This is a genomic window from Pseudomonas sp. IzPS59 (assembly GCF_014863505.1).
Taxonomy (GTDB): domain Bacteria; phylum Pseudomonadota; class Gammaproteobacteria; order Pseudomonadales; family Pseudomonadaceae; genus Aquipseudomonas; species Aquipseudomonas kribbensis.
In genome coordinates this window covers 2,389,946-2,406,166 of sequence record NZ_CP062251.1, presented here as the reverse complement: position 1 = coordinate 2,406,166, position 16,221 = coordinate 2,389,946, and the positions used below count along the sequence as shown (strand labels likewise).

The 16,221-nt window shown below is 62.1% G+C and carries 14 protein-coding genes and 2 pseudogenes; 6 read left to right on the top strand and 10 right to left on the bottom strand.

The window, feature by feature from the left end:
* Positions 1-54: 54 nt before the first annotated feature.
* Complete coding sequence (locus tag IF189_RS10880; RefSeq protein ID WP_192553267.1) at positions 55-999, bottom strand: aldo/keto reductase; 945 nt, start codon at positions 997-999, stop codon at positions 55-57.
* A 112-nt stretch (positions 1,000-1,111) separates the two neighbouring features.
* On the opposite strand from IF189_RS10880, the gene IF189_RS10875 reads away from it, so the two are divergent.
* Both IF189_RS10875 and IF189_RS10870 read left to right on the top strand, forming a co-directional pair.
* A complete protein-coding gene (locus tag IF189_RS10875) occupies positions 1,112-1,882 on the top strand; it encodes an alpha/beta hydrolase (protein WP_192553266.1) in 771 nt (256 codons plus the stop codon).
* 140 nt (positions 1,883-2,022) lie between these two features.
* Positions 2,023-2,889, top strand: coding sequence for a CAP domain-containing protein (locus tag IF189_RS10870; protein ID WP_134827312.1), 867 nt, complete (start codon positions 2,023-2,025; stop codon positions 2,887-2,889).
* Position 2,890: 1 nt separating this feature from the next.
* Here IF189_RS10870 and IF189_RS10865 read toward each other — a convergent pair whose 3' ends face one another.
* Both IF189_RS10865 and IF189_RS10860 read right to left on the bottom strand, forming a co-directional pair.
* On the bottom strand, positions 2,891-3,523 hold the full coding sequence (locus tag IF189_RS10865) for a PQQ-binding-like beta-propeller repeat protein (protein ID WP_134827313.1): 633 nt from the start codon (positions 3,521-3,523) through the stop codon (positions 2,891-2,893).
* Positions 3,524-3,554: 31 nt separating this feature from the next.
* Entirely contained in the window at positions 3,555-4,766 is a 1,212-nt protein-coding gene (locus IF189_RS10860; RefSeq protein WP_192553265.1) for a helix-turn-helix domain-containing protein, read from the bottom strand.
* Between the two features lie 453 nt (positions 4,767-5,219).
* Here IF189_RS10860 and IF189_RS10855 point away from each other — a divergent pair, with 453 nt between their 5' ends.
* Positions 5,220-5,648: a nuclear transport factor 2 family protein gene (locus tag IF189_RS10855; protein ID WP_134827315.1), complete on the top strand. Its 429-nt coding sequence runs from the start codon at positions 5,220-5,222 to the stop codon at positions 5,646-5,648.
* Positions 5,649-5,715: 67 nt separating this feature from the next.
* Here the strand turns inward: IF189_RS10855 and mqo are convergent, their stop codons facing one another.
* The 3 genes and pseudogenes from mqo to IF189_RS29115 form a co-directional block, all read right to left on the bottom strand.
* Positions 5,716-7,365, bottom strand: a complete 1,650-nt coding sequence (mqo, locus tag IF189_RS10850; protein WP_085708677.1) for a malate dehydrogenase (quinone) — start codon at positions 7,363-7,365, stop codon at positions 5,716-5,718.
* 469 nt (positions 7,366-7,834) lie between these two features.
* Positions 7,835-8,428: pseudogene (locus tag IF189_RS29120) on the bottom strand (methyl-accepting chemotaxis protein); the annotation flags it as partial.
* A gap of 309 nt (positions 8,429-8,737) precedes the next feature.
* A pseudogene (locus tag IF189_RS29115) lies at positions 8,738-9,388 on the bottom strand (methyl-accepting chemotaxis protein); the annotation flags it as partial.
* Positions 9,389-9,695: 307 nt separating this feature from the next.
* Here IF189_RS29115 and IF189_RS10840 point away from each other — a divergent pair.
* Together IF189_RS10840 and IF189_RS10835 are read left to right on the top strand one after the other, a co-directional pair.
* A complete protein-coding gene (locus IF189_RS10840) occupies positions 9,696-10,010 on the top strand; it encodes a DUF2388 domain-containing protein (RefSeq protein WP_114882220.1) in 315 nt (104 codons plus the stop codon).
* A 114-nt stretch (positions 10,011-10,124) separates the two neighbouring features.
* Complete coding sequence (locus IF189_RS10835; protein WP_192553263.1) at positions 10,125-10,526, top strand: hypothetical protein; 402 nt, start codon at positions 10,125-10,127, stop codon at positions 10,524-10,526.
* A gap of 6 nt (positions 10,527-10,532) precedes the next feature.
* On the opposite strand, the gene ligD is transcribed toward IF189_RS10835, so the two are convergent.
* On the bottom strand, positions 10,533-13,064 hold the full coding sequence (gene ligD, locus IF189_RS10830; protein WP_192553262.1) for a DNA ligase D: 2,532 nt from the start codon (positions 13,062-13,064) through the stop codon (positions 10,533-10,535).
* A gap of 122 nt (positions 13,065-13,186) precedes the next feature.
* The gene (locus IF189_RS10825) at positions 13,187-13,930 is read right to left on the bottom strand and encodes a tellurite resistance TerB family protein (RefSeq protein ID WP_134827319.1); all 744 of its coding nucleotides are present in this window, start codon (positions 13,928-13,930) and stop codon (positions 13,187-13,189) included.
* Between the two features lie 259 nt (positions 13,931-14,189).
* Between IF189_RS10825 and pcsA the strand changes: the two genes are divergently transcribed.
* Positions 14,190-14,912, top strand: a complete 723-nt coding sequence (pcsA, locus tag IF189_RS10820) for a phosphatidylcholine synthase (protein ID WP_085733149.1) — start codon at positions 14,190-14,192, stop codon at positions 14,910-14,912.
* Between the two features lie 45 nt (positions 14,913-14,957).
* On the opposite strand, the gene IF189_RS10815 is transcribed toward pcsA, so the two are convergent.
* Complete coding sequence (locus IF189_RS10815) at positions 14,958-15,770, bottom strand: class I SAM-dependent methyltransferase (RefSeq protein ID WP_134827320.1); 813 nt, start codon at positions 15,768-15,770, stop codon at positions 14,958-14,960.
* Positions 15,771-15,803: 33 nt separating this feature from the next.
* Positions 15,804-16,076 carry a DUF4242 domain-containing protein gene (locus IF189_RS10810; protein WP_085708685.1) on the bottom strand — a complete coding sequence of 91 codons (273 nt, stop codon included), beginning with the start codon at positions 16,074-16,076 and terminating at the stop codon, positions 15,804-15,806.
* Positions 16,077-16,221: the final 145 nt, after the last annotated feature.

Sequence of the window (16,221 nt, the reverse complement as noted above, 5' to 3'; positions counted from 1 at the left end):
CTGCTGGCGCACCAGCATGGAGTGCAGGTGCGCTATTCATTCCTCCGATAGAAATTACCCGACCAACGCAATCAACTGCTGTCGCTGCGCATCCGTCAGCATCGGCCCGAACCCGGCGCCGGCGTTGTCGGCCATGTAGCGTGGATTGCCGGTGCCGGGGATTACGCAAGTCACCGCCGTGTTCGAGAGCAAAAACTTCAGCGCCAGTTGCGGCCAGCTGTTGACCTGCACGTCCGACACCCAGCCCGGCAGGGGTTTGCCCTTGAGCCGGGCCAACAGCCCGCCACCGCCAAACGGCCGATTGCAGATCACCGCCACACCCCGTTCACGGCACAACGGCAGGATTCTTTTTTCCACGCCACGGTCATCGAGGGCGTAATTGATTTGCAGGAAGTCGAGCGGTTCGGCCTTCAACACAGCTTCCACTTCGTCGTAGGCCGAGGGCGTGTAATGGGTGATGCCGATGTAGCGGATGCGACCCTGTTCCTTCCATTCGCGCAGGGTCGGAAGATGAGTTTGCCAGTCCAGCAGGTTGTGGATCTGCATCAGGTCGATGCGGTCGGTGCGCAGCAGGCGAAAGGAGTTTTCCATCTGCGCGATGCCCTCCTCGCGCCCGCGGGTCCACACCTTGGTCGCCAGAAACGCCGGTGAACGGGGTTCGTGGATCGACAACAGCTCGCCGGTGGTTTCTTCGGCACGTCCATACATCGGTGAACTGTCGATCAGCGTGCCGCCCTTTCTGAACAGCTCGTCGAGCACCGCCGGCAATTGTTTATAGGCCGGTTCGCCGGGCGCGACGTCGAAGCCGCGATAGGTGCCCAGTCCTACCAACGGCAGCAGCTCGGAGCTGGAAGGGATGGCGCGGGTCTGCATGGTCTGGCCTCCTGGGGCACTCGACGACGTGGCGGCAGCCAACGCCCGGTCAAACGTGAAAACGGTCGTTATCCCCGCTGCCAGCTCGAGCAGACGGCGGCGGGAATAGCCCTCAGTGTGGCTCATGCTGGCTTCTCTGTCGGGTGGATCTGTTGCACCTTGTGTGCAGCGGCGGTCACCGGGGAAGGCTCAACTACACTGCATGGGCAAACCCTCACGCCCCGTTAAAGTTAGCCGAATGTCCAGAATCCTGATGTCACTCGTCGTTTTGCTGCTGGCCCTGTACCTGATCCTGTGTGCAGCGCTGTTCGTGTTCCAGCGCTCGCTGATCTATTTTCCGCAGGCGGGCTCAGTGGATTCGGCGGAATCGCGGATGACTCTGACCTTGGCCGATGCGGACATACGGGTCAGTGTCCGCGAGCATTCCGGGGCGCGGGCGTTGATCTATTTCGGTGGCAATGCCGAAGACGTCTCGCGCAATCTGCCGGCCTTTGCCGAGGCGTTTCCCGACTACGCGATCTACCTGCTGCACTATCGCGGTTTTGGCGGCAGCGGCGGTTCGCCGTCCGAAGAGGCGATTGCCCGGGACGCCCTGGGGTTGTTCGATCAGGTGTTTTCCAGGCATCCGCAGATTGCGCTGATCGGGCGCAGCCTCGGTTCCGGCGTCGCGGTGCGGCTGGCCAGTCAGCGGCCGGTGACACGGCTGATTCTGGTCACACCCTACAACAGCCTCCAGGAACTCGCCGTCCGGCATTACCCGTGGGTGCCGGTGAAATGGCTGCTCAAGGAGCGTTACGAATCCGGCAAATACGCCGAGCATATCCGTGCGCCGACCCTGCTGATGGCAGCGAGCGATGACGAGGTGGTGCCACGGGGCAGCAGCGAACGCCTGCTGCGCAATTTCCCGGATGGCGTGGCGACCCTGAAAGTGGTGCCGGAGGCGACGCACAATTCGATTTCCGAGCGCCCGCAATACCTGCAATGGATGAAGGAAGTGTTGAACCGGTGAGCGGCCACTGCGCAGTTCGTCGGCGTCCGGACAAAGCCACGGGTGCCCCGTGAACCAAGTGCAGAAAGGCCAGTCCTACTCGCGCCGCATTCGCGGTTAACTCCCTGTCAGCGCTGTCTTTTTTCAGAGTCCTGCGTCCCATGCGCCACGCCGTTCGTTCGTCTCGCTTCGTATCGCTGTGCCTGTTGATCCTCTCTCCTCTGCTCGCTCCCTCCGCCCATGCCGGCGCGGAACGACAACTGGCGGCCGCCATCAATGACCTGCGCGCCCATCCGCAACGCTGTGACCGGCGTGCAGCACAACGCCTGGCGCCACTGGCGCTGAAGCAGAATATTGCGTTGCCCATCGGTTATGGCTACGGCGGCGGGTTGCGCGAGCAGTTGAAGTCTTCCGGTTATGCGGCGGTGGCCGTGCGCAGCATCCGCATTGTCGGGGCCGAGGATGCCGAAGAGGCGTTCGATCAATTGCAGGACGAACATTGCAGCGCACTGATCGACGCGCAGTACGCCGACATCGGCATCAGCCGCGCCCGCAGTGAATGGCAAGTAGTGTTGGCCCGACCGGTGATCGACAGTCGCATGGGCGACAACCGCAGCGTTGGCAAGGCCCTGCTGGCGCAAGTCAACGCTGCCCGCGCCCGGCCCCGGATGTGCGGACGACAGCGTTTCGCCGCCGCCCGCCCCTTGAGCTGGAACCCGTCCCTCGGCGCCGCTGCCCAGGGTCACAGCAAGGCTATGGCCTACGGCAACTACTTCGCTCACCAGGACCCGGACGGTGACATGCCTGCAGACCGTGCCCGATCCGCCGGCTACCGTGGCCGGCAGATCGGCGAGAACATCGCCGCCGGGCAAAGCTCTCCCGGCAGCGCGATGGCCGGCTGGCTCGCCAGCCCCGGTCACTGCGCCAACCTGATGAACCCGATGTTTACCCAGGTCGGCGCCGGTTTTGCCAGTGATGCCCGCAGTGACAACGGTGTGTACTGGACGATGCTGTTCGGCGCGCCTTGACTCACTTCGGCCGGCGCACCGCCCGTACGCTGCTGGTATCCCCGCCGCCACAGTAGAAGCGTTCACCGCCATCGGCCTCCAGTCCCGAGACGCCGATGCCGCTGGGCAACGCGAGACTTTCGAGCACCTCGCCGTTGCCCGGATCAATACGGCGGATCTCGCTTTCATCGCCCTCCCACGTCCCATGCCACAGCGCACCGTCAACCCAGGTCACGCCGGTGACAAAACGGTTTGACTCCAGCGTGCGGAGGATCTTGCCGGTTTCCGGGTCGATCTGATGGATCTTGCGCTCGCGATACTGTCCGACCCACAACGTGCCCTCGGCCCAGGCCATGCCCGAGTCGCCACCGCCGCCGGGAGCCGCGATGGTATGGAGCACCTTGCCGGTGGCCGGATCGATCTTGTGAATACGCCGGTCGGCAATCTGATACAGATGCTTGCCGTCGAATGCCGTGCCGCCATCGGCCCCGATCTTGATCGTGCGCACGGTTTCGCCGCTGGCCGGGTCCAGCGCATTGAGCTGGCCGTCGCTGGCGAACCAGACCTGCTGGCCGTCGAAGGTCACACCATGGACGCCGTGGATGCCTTCGAACGGGCCGTATTCACGAAGGATTTCTGCATTTGCCTGTTTCATTTCGGTTGCCTCGTTGAGTGGTGAGTCCAGCCTAGCCATTGCCCAACGACACCGGGAGTAACAAGATCGTCGCGAAACCCGGCACGGGCGGGGTCAGCCAGCGACGTGCACGGCCAACACCGAATGCCTGGACCTTGCCTTGCGCGGCCAGGGTTTCCAGCGCCCGTTGTATCTGGCGCTGACTGCTGCCCAGCGCAAGCGCCAGTGCCGAACTCGACCACGCCTCGCCGTCGGCGAGCAGGGCCAGCAGCGCGGCGTGCTTGTCTTCGAGGGGTAACGTCAGCAGCGCCACGTCTTGCGCGACCAACGCATAGCCACGGGACGTCGCAGTGATTCCGGCCAGTGGTTGCAGTGCGGCGCGCAGCCGGCCGATCTCGACCCGCAATCGGACGCGGTGGGATTCATCATCGAGTTTCAAACGAAAAGCCCTGGCGATCAGCGTCTCTCGCGGAACATCCCCCGGCCATGCTTCGGCGAGCAGTTGCAGCAGATTGAACAACACCGGCCGGGTTGCCAGCGCCACCGTCATGCCGGCACCGCGCACGCTGTAGCGACAGGCATCCACCACCAGCGTCGCAGACGCAAACAAGGCTTCGACTTGTGCGAGCGTGACCGTTTTCACGTCACCGGCAATGCGCAAACGGGCGGCGGGAGCGGCGAGGGTTTGCCGGGCGTGTTCGATCTCCGCCAGCAGCGCCGGAATATCGGCCAGTTGCGCCGCCCGTTGCGCACGCTCCAGCGCCGATTGCGCCTTGTGCGCCTGCACTCGCCGCAGCGCGATCCCGGCTGACATCAGTTCATGGGCGGCGCGCAAGGCCGGGGGTAACGGTGCAGGGTCCTGTTCATCGAGCAACTTGTCAGCCTCATTCAACTGCCCGATCAACAACAACCGACGAATCTGCAGATAGCGTGCGTGCGCCGCATTGAGCCGGTCACCGTGATCGTGCAAGACCTGACGCGCCGCCTCCAGCGCCTTCATCGGCCAGCCCAGATCCCGCGCCGCCAGCGCCACTTCGGCCTCGGCCACCACGCAGCGCGCCCGAGACAACGGCTCGTTGGCACCGAACGCTTTCACCGCCCGTTGCAACAGTGCCTTGGCCCGCGCCATATCGCCGAGCTGGGCCATGGCGATTCCGCGCAAGGCCAGGGCGGGAGGGTCTTCACGCAGAGCCACAAAATTCAGCGCCGCCAAGGGGGCACCCGCCGCCAGGGCGCGGCCGGCGGCGTTGATCAGCGAGTCCATGACACAGGCGCCACGGTGGGTACTCCAGTGAAGGGATACCCCGGTTTAGTTCAAATCCTGTGCAGGCACCAGTCCTGGCCTGCGGAAAACCGACTGACGCGGGACGGTTCAGACCGGTGAAATCGTCGCCAGAACGCCGATCATGATGGTCAACACGAGAAAGCCGCCGAGGAAAAACGCCATCTTAGCCATGAAGGCCTCCTGAATACTGAATGTCCGGCGCACCGGGTGCTTCGGAATGAAGCGCGTCGCGTATGGCCGAACGGCAAGGGTATTTTGGGCCTATGGCTGAGACGGTTACAGATGCAGATTCAACCGGAAAAAGCGGATCAGATGGATTCGGCCCGCGCATGTATCGATATTCAGACCGGTACAGAGGGTTTCCATTGCGCCGCTTTGATCTAGAGTCATGGGCGCCGCGCCAGGAACAACAAAAAATACAGGAGTGAAACCATGTCCGAGCTGAACCTGCACCGCAACGCCGCCGAGTCCCTGAACCGCTGGCACGACATGATCCGTACCGGCGACCTGAAGGCCCTGCCCGACTTGCTCGATCCGCAAGCCGTGTTCCGCTCGCCGATGGCCCACACGCCTTACCCCGGCGCACCGGTGGTCTCGATGATCCTCAACACCGTGTTCAACGTATTTGAAGACTTCAAATACCACCGTGAGCTGGCGACAGCGGATGGCTTGAACGTGGTGCTGGAATTCAGCGCGAAGGTCGGGGCGAAAGAGCTGAAAGGCATCGACATGATCCGCTTCGATGAACAGGGGAAGATTGTTGAATTCGAGGTGATGGTGCGGCCGTTGAGCGGGTTGCAGGCATTGGGGGAAGAGATGGGACGGCGGTTGGGGGCGTATCTGGCCAACGCCAAAGCCTGAAATCCGGACACAAAAAAGCCCACTGACCGTCACCGGTTCAGTGGGCTTTGTGTGTCAGGCGTCTAAATTACAGAGCCATGTCACGTGCAGCGCTTTCTTTCGGAGCCTGTGGCTTTTCAGCCGAAGCAGGTGCCGCCGCAGGTGCAGCCTGGCCAATCGCCGGAGGCGTTGGCAGTTGCAGGATCTTGGCGGTGTAAGCCCACTCTTCAGCCACTTTGGCCGGATCGTTGTTCAGCTGGGTGCCGTAGCTTGGAACGATCTGGTGCAGCTTGGCTTGCCACTCAGGGGTAGCGACCTTGTCCTTGAAGACTTTCTGCAGCACGCTCAGCATGATCGGTGCAGCGGTCGATGCGCCTGGGGATGCGCCCAGCAGACCGGCGATGGAGCCGTCTTTCGAAGCAACGATTTCGGTGCCCAGTTTCAGCACGCCGCCAGCGGCTTCATCACGCTTGATGATCTGCACGCGCTGACCGGCTTGCCACAGGCGCCAGTCTTCGGCTTTCGCGTTCGGGAAGTATTCCTTCAGCGCGTTCATGCGGTCTTCATCCGACAGCATCAGTTGACCGGCCAGGTACTCGACCAGCGGGTATTCCTTGATGCCGACCTTGGTCATAGGCCAGATGTTGTGGGTGGTGGTGCTGGTCAGCAGGTCCAGGTACGAACCTTCTTTCAGGAACTTGGTGCTGAAAGTCGCGAACGGGCCAAACAGGATGACGCGCTTGCCGTCCAGGACACGGGTGTCCAGGTGCGGAACGGACATCGGAGGCGCGCCAACCGAAGCCTTACCGTAGGCCTTGGCCAGGTGCTGCTCGGCGATGGCCGGGTTATCGGTCACCAGGAACGAGCCGCCTACCGGGAAGCCAGCGTATTCCTTGGCTTCTTCGATACCGGACTTCTGCAGCAGGTGCAGGGCACCGCCACCGGCGCCGATGAACACGAACTTGGCGTCGGTTTCAGTCTTGGTGCCGTCTTTCAGGTTCTTGTAGCTGACGCGCCAGGTGCCATCGGCGTTCTTGGTGATGTCCTGTACTTCGCTCGACAGTTTCAGATCGAAGTTAGGCTTGGTCTGCAGGTAACCGGCGAACTGGCGGGTGATTTCGCCGAAGTTCATGTCGGTACCCAGCGGGCTCCAGGTGGCCGCGATTTTCTGGTTCGGGTCACGCCCTTCCATCATCAGCGGGACCCACTTCTTGATCACAGCCGGGTCTTCGGAGTACTGCATGCCGGCGAACAGCGGGCTCGCCTGCAGGGCTTCGTAGCGCTTTTTCAGGAACTTGATGTTGTCATCGCCCCACACGAAGCTCATGTGCGGAGTGGTGTTGATGAACGAGCGAGGGTTCTTCAGAACGCCTTGCTGAACCTGCCAGGCCCAGAACTGACGGGAAACCTGGAACGCTTCGTTGATCTCGACGGCTTTCGGGATCGTTACGTTGCCCTTGTCGTCTTCCGGGGTGTAGTTCAGCTCGGCCAGGGCGGAGTGACCGGTACCGGCGTTGTTCCAGCCGTTGGAGCTTTCCAGGGCGACGCCGTCGAGGCGCTCGACCATTTCCATCGACCAGCTCGGTTCCAGCTCATTGATCCACACACCCAGAGTGGTGCTCATGATGCCGCCGCCGATCAGCAGGACGTCGACTTTCTTTGCTTCTGCGGCATTGGCGGACGACATCCCCATCGCCAAAGCCAGCCCCAGCAAGGCTGTGTTCACTTTTTTAAACATCTGTTGCACCTATGATAAAACGCCTTCCGCCCGCCGCTGTTGTGCGTATGCGTTCCCCTTTTTTCGCGACACTCAGGCCAGCGTCGCGGGTTCCGGCACACTTCAATTTTGACGGGTGGGCACACAAGGCCGACAGGCTGCGTCGACCTCAGTTATATGTCCCTTCTGAACTGACTTTTTATCATTATTGGCTTCAGCTACTTGAGCGACAGGGGTTCGGTCGGCTCGCCAAAAAGCGCGCCAGACTGAATTAGGTCAAACCAAGTGGCGCGAAGAATATCACGTCAGGGCAAACCCGCGCGTCTGTTCCCGACTTGATGGTCTTTATCCGCCCAGAGACTTATCGGCGGCCAATCGCCGAACATGACCCCGGCAATGCCTCTGGCTGAAGCCTTTCAGCGATTTGACCGTCCTTTCCCCGCTCGTCTGCAGCCTTGCGGTTGTTACAAATGGGTTGACGGCGCCAGCCTCACAACCGGAATCGATCCACCGACTGCGCCAGCCGCCCCGCCAGATTCGACAACTCGTCCGTCGTATTCGCTGTCTCGCCGATCACCTTGCTGTTGCCTTCCGACATGCCGGCGATCATCTCCACCTGATGGGCGATTTCGTTGCTGGCCTGGCTTTGTTCGCCAATAGTGCGGGTGATGTCGTTGACCAGTTGCGTGGTGTTCAACGTGGCGTCGAGGATTTCGCGGATGGCCCGTTCGACGTCAGCGGTGACGGCCATGCCCTTGTCGACCTGGGCCACGCCCGCCTCCATGCTGCTGACCGCCTCGCGGGTGCTGTTCTGGATGCGCGCGACCATCGCGGCGATTTCCTGGGTCGAGGCGCTGGTGCGGGCAGCCAAACTGCGCACTTCATCGGCAACCACCGCAAACCCTCTGCCCTGCTCACCGGCCCGGGCCGCTTCGATGGCCGCATTGAGCGCCAGCAGATTGGTCTGGTCGGCGATGCTCTTGATCACCTGGATGATGTTGTAGATGCCTTCGGACTCATGGTCCAGAGTGCGGATCACCTGTGCCGACTGTTGGGCGGAGCGGGCGATGTCGTCCATGTCGCTGACCACTTGATGAATCACCTGCCCGCCATTCTTGGCCAGTGACTCGGCCTGATTCGCCATGCTCAGGGCCCGCTCGGCGTGGCGGGTGATTTCCTCGATGCTGGTGGTCATCTGGCTCGCGGCAGCGGCCATGGTGCCGGCAGCGGTGCTTTGTTGCTGGCTGCTGTCGGCCACCCGATGGCAGCCGTGACTTAGTTGTTCGCTCATGCCGCTGACACCATGGGCATTGCGCCGCACCACGTCGATCATGTCCCGCAGATCCCGCTGCATGGTCGCCAGTGTGCGGATCAGCGTACTGGCTTCGTCCTTGCCGGAAGGCTCGGCGATCGGTTCGCTGAGGTTGCCATGAGCAATGCTTTCGGCGATGCGACTGGCGGTTTTAAGCGGGCCGGTGATGCTCAGGATCACCCAGCGCCCCTGCACCAACAGCAGCAACAGGCTGGCGATCAGCACAATGCCCAGGGCGATGTTGGCATTGCGGATCGCCGCTTCGGTGCCTTGGCTGGTCTGCCGGGTGTTGGTTTCAATCAGTTCGCTCAGAGACGCCATCTGTTCTTCGAGCTGGCTGAACGCAGCGCTGAAGGTGCCGAGTTCCTGTTGTGCCGTGTCGGGGTTGTCCAGCGCCAGCCCGACAATCCGCTCGCCCGCGTTGATGTAAGTGTCGAGGCTTGGCTTGATCTGCTCCAGCGCGGCCCGGATCGTGGTGTCGAGCGGCAGTTTCAGGTTTTCGCCCAGCACCTCGCGAAAATGCCCGGCGTGCTCTTCGACAGAACTGCGCACTTCGTCCGCCGTACCCGTACTTTTGCCCAGCCCCACCAGCATGGCCGAGTAGACATCGGCGCGCAGGGCGTCGTGCATCATGTCGGCTTCCATGTGATTGCGCAGCGCGCTCATGCTCACCGCGTTGGCACTGACTGCCGAAGCCATGCGCTGATTGCCGACATAGCTGACCAGGCTCACGATCAGCGCCGTCAGCAGGCTGGTCGCGATCAGCAGCACCAAACGCAGTTTGATCGACACGGTGATTTCCTCCCTGGTCGCGCCGCACAGCGCTTTCAGCGCTTCAGTTAAGCCTATTTCCACGAACCCGCCGGGTTAGAGCGTCTCAAGGTATGTCGTCACATCCGGTAAAAAAGAATTCTGTGCGGCAGTTATCGGTTTGCAGCCCCGAGAACTTGTTCCGGCGCATGGAACTCCCGAGCCACGCCGCACCTCTCACATTATGTGGTACTTCCTTTTCGCTTTACGCTGCTGGAGGAACACCGTCATGCGTCGTTTATTACTCGTTTCGTCTCTTGTGCTCTGCCTGCCTTTTGGCTCGGCCTTCGCCCGCGTGGATGCGGGGGATGTCGCCACTTCGGCCGGTGTTTCAGCGTCGCTGTATTCCACCTTCAAGGATCACAAAATGGTGATTCCGGCCCGTGACGACCTGTCCGCATTCGTCGCCAGCGGCGGTGCCATCCGTGGCGCGTATCTGGAATCGGCGCTGCAACAGGTTCGTCAGGAAAACCCGGGCTTGAACGCCAGCGATGAAGAGCTGGCCAATGCGATCCTGGTCCACTACGAAGGCCTGTCGCAATAACAGCCGCACGCTCGACGACGGTGGCTGACGGATTTGCCACCTCTGCGTTCTGCCGATGGACGGCAGCCGGGCGACCATGGGCAAAACCGTCGAACGGCCTCTATGATGGAGGCCATGACGATTGCCGCCCCGCTTCGCTCCCCCTGCCCGCCCGGCGCCTGCATCTGCGGGCGCGATCCGTTGCTGGAAATGCCCGGTGCGGATCTGCGCATACTCTTGCTCACAAGGCAGGAGGAAAAGCGCCTGCTCGAACGCCTTGAAAACCTGCAAAGCCTGGCTGACCTCGAACGCCTGCAACAGCGGATGTTCGAACAGTTGGGAATTGGCATGGCCATCGCCCCAGGCTACAACGAAGTACGGACCATGCGCGGCATCGCCATCGAAATCGATGAACTGCCGGGGATGTGCCGCAAGACTCGTCAGGCGATCCCGGCCGCCATTCGCCGCGGGCTGGAAAAACACCCCGAGATCGCTTTCGAACTGCTCAACGCCCACGACTTGCTGCGCGACGCCTGATCACTCTTACAGGCCGACCCGTTTGCGCATCTCGGCGGTGATGCTCTGGCGGGTTTTCTTCATGTCCGCCCAGGGTTCATCGCCGACGTCCGCCAGCCGTTCGTGGACATTATGAATATTCCACTGATTGCCGCCCTTGATCGCCTTCACCTCATCGACAAACAGCGGCACCGATACCGGCAGCCCTTCCCGAGTCCGCGCCGCGTAAGCACAAATCGTGGTGGCGCCGAGCCCGTTGCGCAGGTAATCGATGAAAATCCGCCCCACGCGGTTCTTCGGTCCGGACACCGCCGAAAACCGCTCCGGCAACTGTTTGGCCATGTGACTGACGATCGCATGGCTGAAATCCTTGACCTCGTCCCAACCGTGCTTGCGAATCAGCGGCACCACCAGATGAATGCCCTTGCCGCCGCTGGTCTTGAGGAATGCCCGCAAACCGAGTTCATCCAGCACTGTCAGGGTCAGGGCGGTGGCTTCGACCATGCTTTTCCAGGGCAGCGCCGGATCCGGATCGAGGTCGAGAACGAAGCGGTCAGGTTTTTCCAGATCCACCGTGGTGGCGTTCCAGGTGTGCAGTTCGACGGTGCTCATCTGCACCGCACCAATCAGCGACTCGGCGTTGTTGATCAGCATCATCGGTTGGCCGGTCAGTTCCTTGTCCAGCGTGCGGATGCCGGGGATCGCCAGGTGTTCGGCGTTCTTCTGGAAGAACAGTTCGCCAGCGATGCCGTCCGGTGCCCGCACCAGCGCCACGGGGCGATCCTTGAGTTGCGGCAGGATCCACTCGGCGACACTGGCGTAATACTCGGCCAGTTGCCTCTTGGTGGTGCCGCTGCTGGCGTCAATCACACGGTCGGGATGAGTGATGCGCACCTTGCCGTCGGCCAGGCCGGCTTGGGACGGCGCGGCAGCTTGAGCCTTTGAAGTCTTCATGGGTTTGGCGCGCTCCTCGGTGATGTCCTTGGCCGGTTTGCCATCGCGCAGACCATGGAACACGGCATGGCGAACCGAACCCTCGCGAGTCATTTCGGCAAACGCCACCTCGGCCAGCAAACTCGGTTTAAGCCAGTGCACACCCTTGGCCTCGAAACCACTGGGCGGGTTGGCCAGCGCAGGCTTCTTCGCCCGTAACGGTTTCAGCCGGGCAAGTACTGTTTTCAAGGTAGCCTCGTTGAATCCGGTGCCGACCTTGCCGGCATAACGCAACTCTCCACTGTCTCGATCGTGCAGACCCAGCAACAAAGCACCAAAGGCGCTGCGCGAACCTTTCGGATCGGTGTAACCGACGATCACGAATTCCTGGCGATGCTTGCACTTGAGCTTGATCCAGTCGCTGCTGCGCCGTGACACATAGGGCGAGCCAAGACGCTTGCCGATCAAGCCCTCCATCTGCATCTGGCAGGCGCTGTTGAGCAAGGCCTCCGGGGTTTCGTCGAAGGCTTCGGAGAAACGCAGCAACGGACTCTTGTGCGCCTTCAATATCGTGGCCAGCGCCGCGCGCCGCTCTTCCACCGGGACTTCGCGCAGGTCGACACCGTTGAGGTAAGGCAGGTCGAACAGGTAATAAAGGATGTCGCTGCTGCGACTGTCGTCGAAGGCGTTCTGCAGCGCCTGAAAGTCCGGAATGCCGTTTTCGTTGGCGACCACCACTTCACCGTCAAGCCACGCCGACTCCAGCCCCAGCGCCGCAATTGCCTGGGCCTGCTCGGGCAGTTTGTGCGTCCAGTCATGGCCGTTACGAGTGAACAACTGCACGTCGTCATGACTGATGCGCGCCATGATCCGGTAGCCATCGAATTTGATTTCGTAGCTCCAGTCACCGGCCGGAGCGCTGTCTACCAACGTCGCCAATTGCGGTTTCAACTGTGCGGGGATTCGCGCCTTGTGCGCCCCGACGAGCTTGCCCGAGACGGGTTTGCGCGTTGGCTGTTTCAGCGGTTTGACCTGTCTGGCGTCGAGCTTCGGTTTGTCGACGAGGGTGCGCTCGCTGAGCACGCTGTCCGGCTCGGCGACCAGCACGTCGTAATCGCTTTGCGGCCGGGCGGCGCTGTCCTGATGCTTGATCAGAAACCACTGTTCCTGCTTGCCCGGCATGTGGGTACGCACCAGATTCCACACCCCGCCAAGCTTCTCGCCCTGCAGCTCGAACTTGAGCTTGCCCTTGGCGTAGGCCTTATGCGGATCCTCCAGCGGAATCCACACGCCGCGATCCCAGACGATGACATCTCCTGCGCCGTAATGCCCCTCGGGGATGTGGCCTTCGAAGGTGGCGTAATCCAGCGGGTGATCTTCGACATGCACCGCCAGGCGCTTGACCTTGGGATCCAGCGACGGGCCCTTGGGCACCGCCCAGCTCTTGAGCGCGCCGTCCAACTCCAGGCGAAAGTCGTAATGCAGGTGCGAGGCGTCATGCTTCTGGATGCAGAACTGCAACGCGTGATCGGCGCCAGTCTTTTTGCCCCGGCGCTTGACCGCTGCCGGTTCCGAGGTCGCCGAGAAGTCGCGCATGCGGTTGTAGTCGTCGAGGTTCCTGTTCATGGCGGCTCCGGCTGCAGTCTGGTGCTGTTATGCAGAAGAGCGACGCCTGCGCAGAAAAATTCAATCGACGTAAAAAAGCCCCGGACGGATGGAAACGTCCGGGGCCCGGGTGTTGAGGTGTTTCAGGCGGTGCCCTTGGCCTGTTGCTCCAGATGCACCTGCAATTCGGGATCGATCTGCAAGGCCGCCGCCAGTTCATCCAGGTAATTGCGCTCGGCGTCCTGCTGGTCATCCACCAGCATCACGCTGGCGATATACATTTCGGCGGCCACCGCCGGATCGTTGTTCGCCGCTTGCGCGACTTCGCGGGCATCGAGGGGTTTGGCGACTTCGGCGTCCAGCCATTGCTGCAGGCCCGGGTCATCGGTATGGCGGCCGATTTCGCTGCTGATCAACTGTTTCTCCGACTCGTCGATCCGCCCGTCGGCCTTGGCCGCCGCGATCAGTGCGCGCAATACCGCGTGGCTGTGTTCCTCGACCTGCGGGCCGGCCAGCAGGTCCGCGGTCTGCGGTGTCTGCTGCGGCGCGGCCGACGCCTGACTGCGTTGCCAGGCCTGATAGGCCTGGAACGCCATCATGCCCAGCGAGGCCAGAGCCGCGTAGTTGGTGCCGCCGGAACGACTTTGCGTCCCACCGCCCAGCGCCCCGCCACCCAAACCGCCGCCACCGAGCAATCCGCCGAGCAGCCCGCCCAGACCACCGAGTCCGCCGGCAGGCGCACCGCCGCCGCTGGTGCCACCGCCACCGAGCAGGCCACCCAGCAAACCACCGAGCCCGCCCAGGCCATCACCAGCCGAGGCGCCACTTTGTTGTCCCGCCGAGGCCTGGCCTCGCAGCAGTTGTTCGAGCAAATCACTGGTGTTCATGACGTCATCCTCAGGCAAAAGCGTAACGGCGTCAGGCAACGATAGACCTGCGCACGGGTTGCGCCAGCACCGTTTGGCTGACGCTGCTGCGGTGAAGCGATATCGGCGTCGAAAAATTTTCCCGGCCAGCTAAGATTCATGAAGGATGAACCTTATCCCGGCCCGACCGGTCGATAGCTGCAAACCCGACCCGGTTGGCCGCCACCCTTGTTGCTCAAGTGTGATTCCCGGCTTGCTTCACTTTCTGGAGAACGCCCCTGTGATATCGACCGTCCACATTGCCAGGCTCAAGGCCTGGGGCGCCCATGGTTTCACCGCGACCGGCGTGGTCACCGCCTTCCTCGCCACCCTCGCACTGCTGGAAAACCAGCCGACCCATTGCCTGATGTGGCTGGGCGTCGCGCTGATCGTCGACGGCCTCGACGGGGCGCTGGCGCGCAAGGTCAACGTGCAGTCGGTGCTGCCGAGTTTCGACGGCTCGATCCTCGATCTGGTGATCGATTACCTGACCTACGTGTTCATTCCGGCGCTGTTCATCTATCGCTATATTCCCCTGCCCGACTACACCCTGCTGCTGACGGTGTCGCTGATTCTGGTGTCGTCGCTGTTCTGCTTCTGCAACGTCAACATGAAGAGCAAGGACAACTACTTCGTCGGTTTCCCCGCCGCGTGGAACGTGGTCGCGCTGTGCCTGTACATCATCGCTCCGGGGCCGTGGATTACCTTCCTGACCGTGATCGGCCTGGCGCTGCTGACCATCACCCGGATGAAATTCCTGCACCCGTTCCGCGTGCGCCGGTTCATGCCGATCAATATTGCGGTGACGGCGATCTGGCTGTTGTGCAGCCTGTCGCTGGTGCTCAATCACCCGGTCATCAACCCGCTGGTGATGGGTTTGTGGCTGCTGGCGTCGGCGTATTTTCTCGGCATCTGCATCTGGCGTACGGCGCTGGAGTGGTTTGATGCTTCGCACCTGAAATAGAAATCCCGTGGGAGCGAGCCGGCTCGCTCCCACATGGGTTTGCGCTCAGCGTTTGGTCATCACCACCTCCAGATACTCACTGGGCACCACCATCGAACCCGGCCCAGCCCGGTTCAGCCCGTCGATCAGTTGCGTCAGATCCCCTTCCAGCGCCTGCCCGCTCTCCGGCGGCAACGCCGCGAACGCCTTGTGCACCGGCCCGTACCAGTGGCGGAAGATGTCGATGAAGTGCGCCGCCGAGCGATAGCGGAAGTTGAAGTGACGACGAGTCACCTGCACCTGGAACTGGCGTTCATCGAACTGCGAATGCAGCCAGGCTTCCGCGCCCCAGTTCGACGGTGGTTGCGCGCCGGCGGGCGGTGGCAGATGGCGACCGAGGGTCTTGAACATCTGGCCGACGAAGCCTTCCGGCGTCCAGTTGGCCAGGCCGATCCGCCCGCCCCGGCGGCAGACCCGGGCCAGCTCCTGCGCAGCCTTGGCCTGATCCGGGGCGAACATCACCCCGAAAGTCGACAGCACCGCGTCGAAACTGGCGTCGGCAAACGGCAGCGCTTCGGCATCGGCCACCTGGAAGGTCACATCCAGATGTTCGGCCCGCGCCCGGTCCTGACCGCGTTCCAGCAGCGCCGCGACATAATCGCTGGACAGCACCCGACAACCTCGACGCGCCGCCGCCAGCGTGGCATTGCCATTGCCGGCGGCGACATCCAGCACTTCTTCATCGCAGCGTAGATCGCAGGCTTCGGCGAGGTTTTCCCCGACGATCTGCAAGGTGGTGCCGATCACGGCATAGTCGCCACTGGCCCACGCGACTTTCTGGCGTTCCTTGAGGGCATTGAGATCGATGGGGGTGCTCATCAACAGGTGCTCCAAGACAGGCTGGGTCGGGCGTCACTCGGCGGTGGTCGGGTCGATGACACTCATCACCCGGGACACGCTGTTGGCCGGGAATCCACCCAGCCGCGCATGCTCGCGCACCAGTTCCTCATCAGGGGCGATGTACACGCAGTAGATCTTGTCGGCAGTGACGTAACTCTGCAGCCACTGCACCTGCGGCCCGAGTTCACGCAACACCTGACAGGACGTTTGCGATACCGCCTTGAGTTCTTGCTCCGACAGGTTTCCGGCCCCTGGAATCTCGCGTTCAATCACGAATTTCGGCATGGCAACCTCGCTTTCTTTTTATCAGTGACAGGGCGGATACAGCCCTGCTCTTTCACTATCGTCCCGAGACTGTGCGCCGTCCTTGCCAATCGTCTGGAGAGCCCCGTAAACCGGGACTTCGCCGATGAGTGGCGGGATTTTGTAA

Coding starts and splice junctions, on each gene's coding strand:
- IF189_RS10880 (WP_192553267.1), bottom strand. CDS start 999: ATGAGCCACACTGAGGGCTATTCCCGCCGCCGTCTGCTCGAGCTGGCA.
- IF189_RS10875 (WP_192553266.1), top strand. CDS start 1,112: ATGTCCAGAATCCTGATGTCACTCGTCGTTTTGCTGCTGGCCCTGTAC.
- IF189_RS10870 (WP_134827312.1), top strand. CDS start 2,023: ATGCGCCACGCCGTTCGTTCGTCTCGCTTCGTATCGCTGTGCCTGTTG.
- IF189_RS10865 (WP_134827313.1), bottom strand. CDS start 3,523: ATGAAACAGGCAAATGCAGAAATCCTTCGTGAATACGGCCCGTTCGAA.
- IF189_RS10860 (WP_192553265.1), bottom strand. CDS start 4,766: ATGGACTCGCTGATCAACGCCGCCGGCCGCGCCCTGGCGGCGGGTGCC.
- IF189_RS10855 (WP_134827315.1), top strand. CDS start 5,220: ATGTCCGAGCTGAACCTGCACCGCAACGCCGCCGAGTCCCTGAACCGC.
- mqo (WP_085708677.1), bottom strand. CDS start 7,365: ATGTTTAAAAAAGTGAACACAGCCTTGCTGGGGCTGGCTTTGGCGATG.
- IF189_RS10840 (WP_114882220.1), top strand. CDS start 9,696: ATGCGTCGTTTATTACTCGTTTCGTCTCTTGTGCTCTGCCTGCCTTTT.
- IF189_RS10835 (WP_192553263.1), top strand. CDS start 10,125: ATGACGATTGCCGCCCCGCTTCGCTCCCCCTGCCCGCCCGGCGCCTGC.
- ligD (WP_192553262.1), bottom strand. CDS start 13,064: ATGAACAGGAACCTCGACGACTACAACCGCATGCGCGACTTCTCGGCG.
- IF189_RS10825 (WP_134827319.1), bottom strand. CDS start 13,930: ATGAACACCAGTGATTTGCTCGAACAACTGCTGCGAGGCCAGGCCTCG.
- IF189_RS10815 (WP_134827320.1), bottom strand. CDS start 15,770: ATGAGCACCCCCATCGATCTCAATGCCCTCAAGGAACGCCAGAAAGTC.
- IF189_RS10810 (WP_085708685.1), bottom strand. CDS start 16,076: ATGCCGAAATTCGTGATTGAACGCGAGATTCCAGGGGCCGGAAACCTG.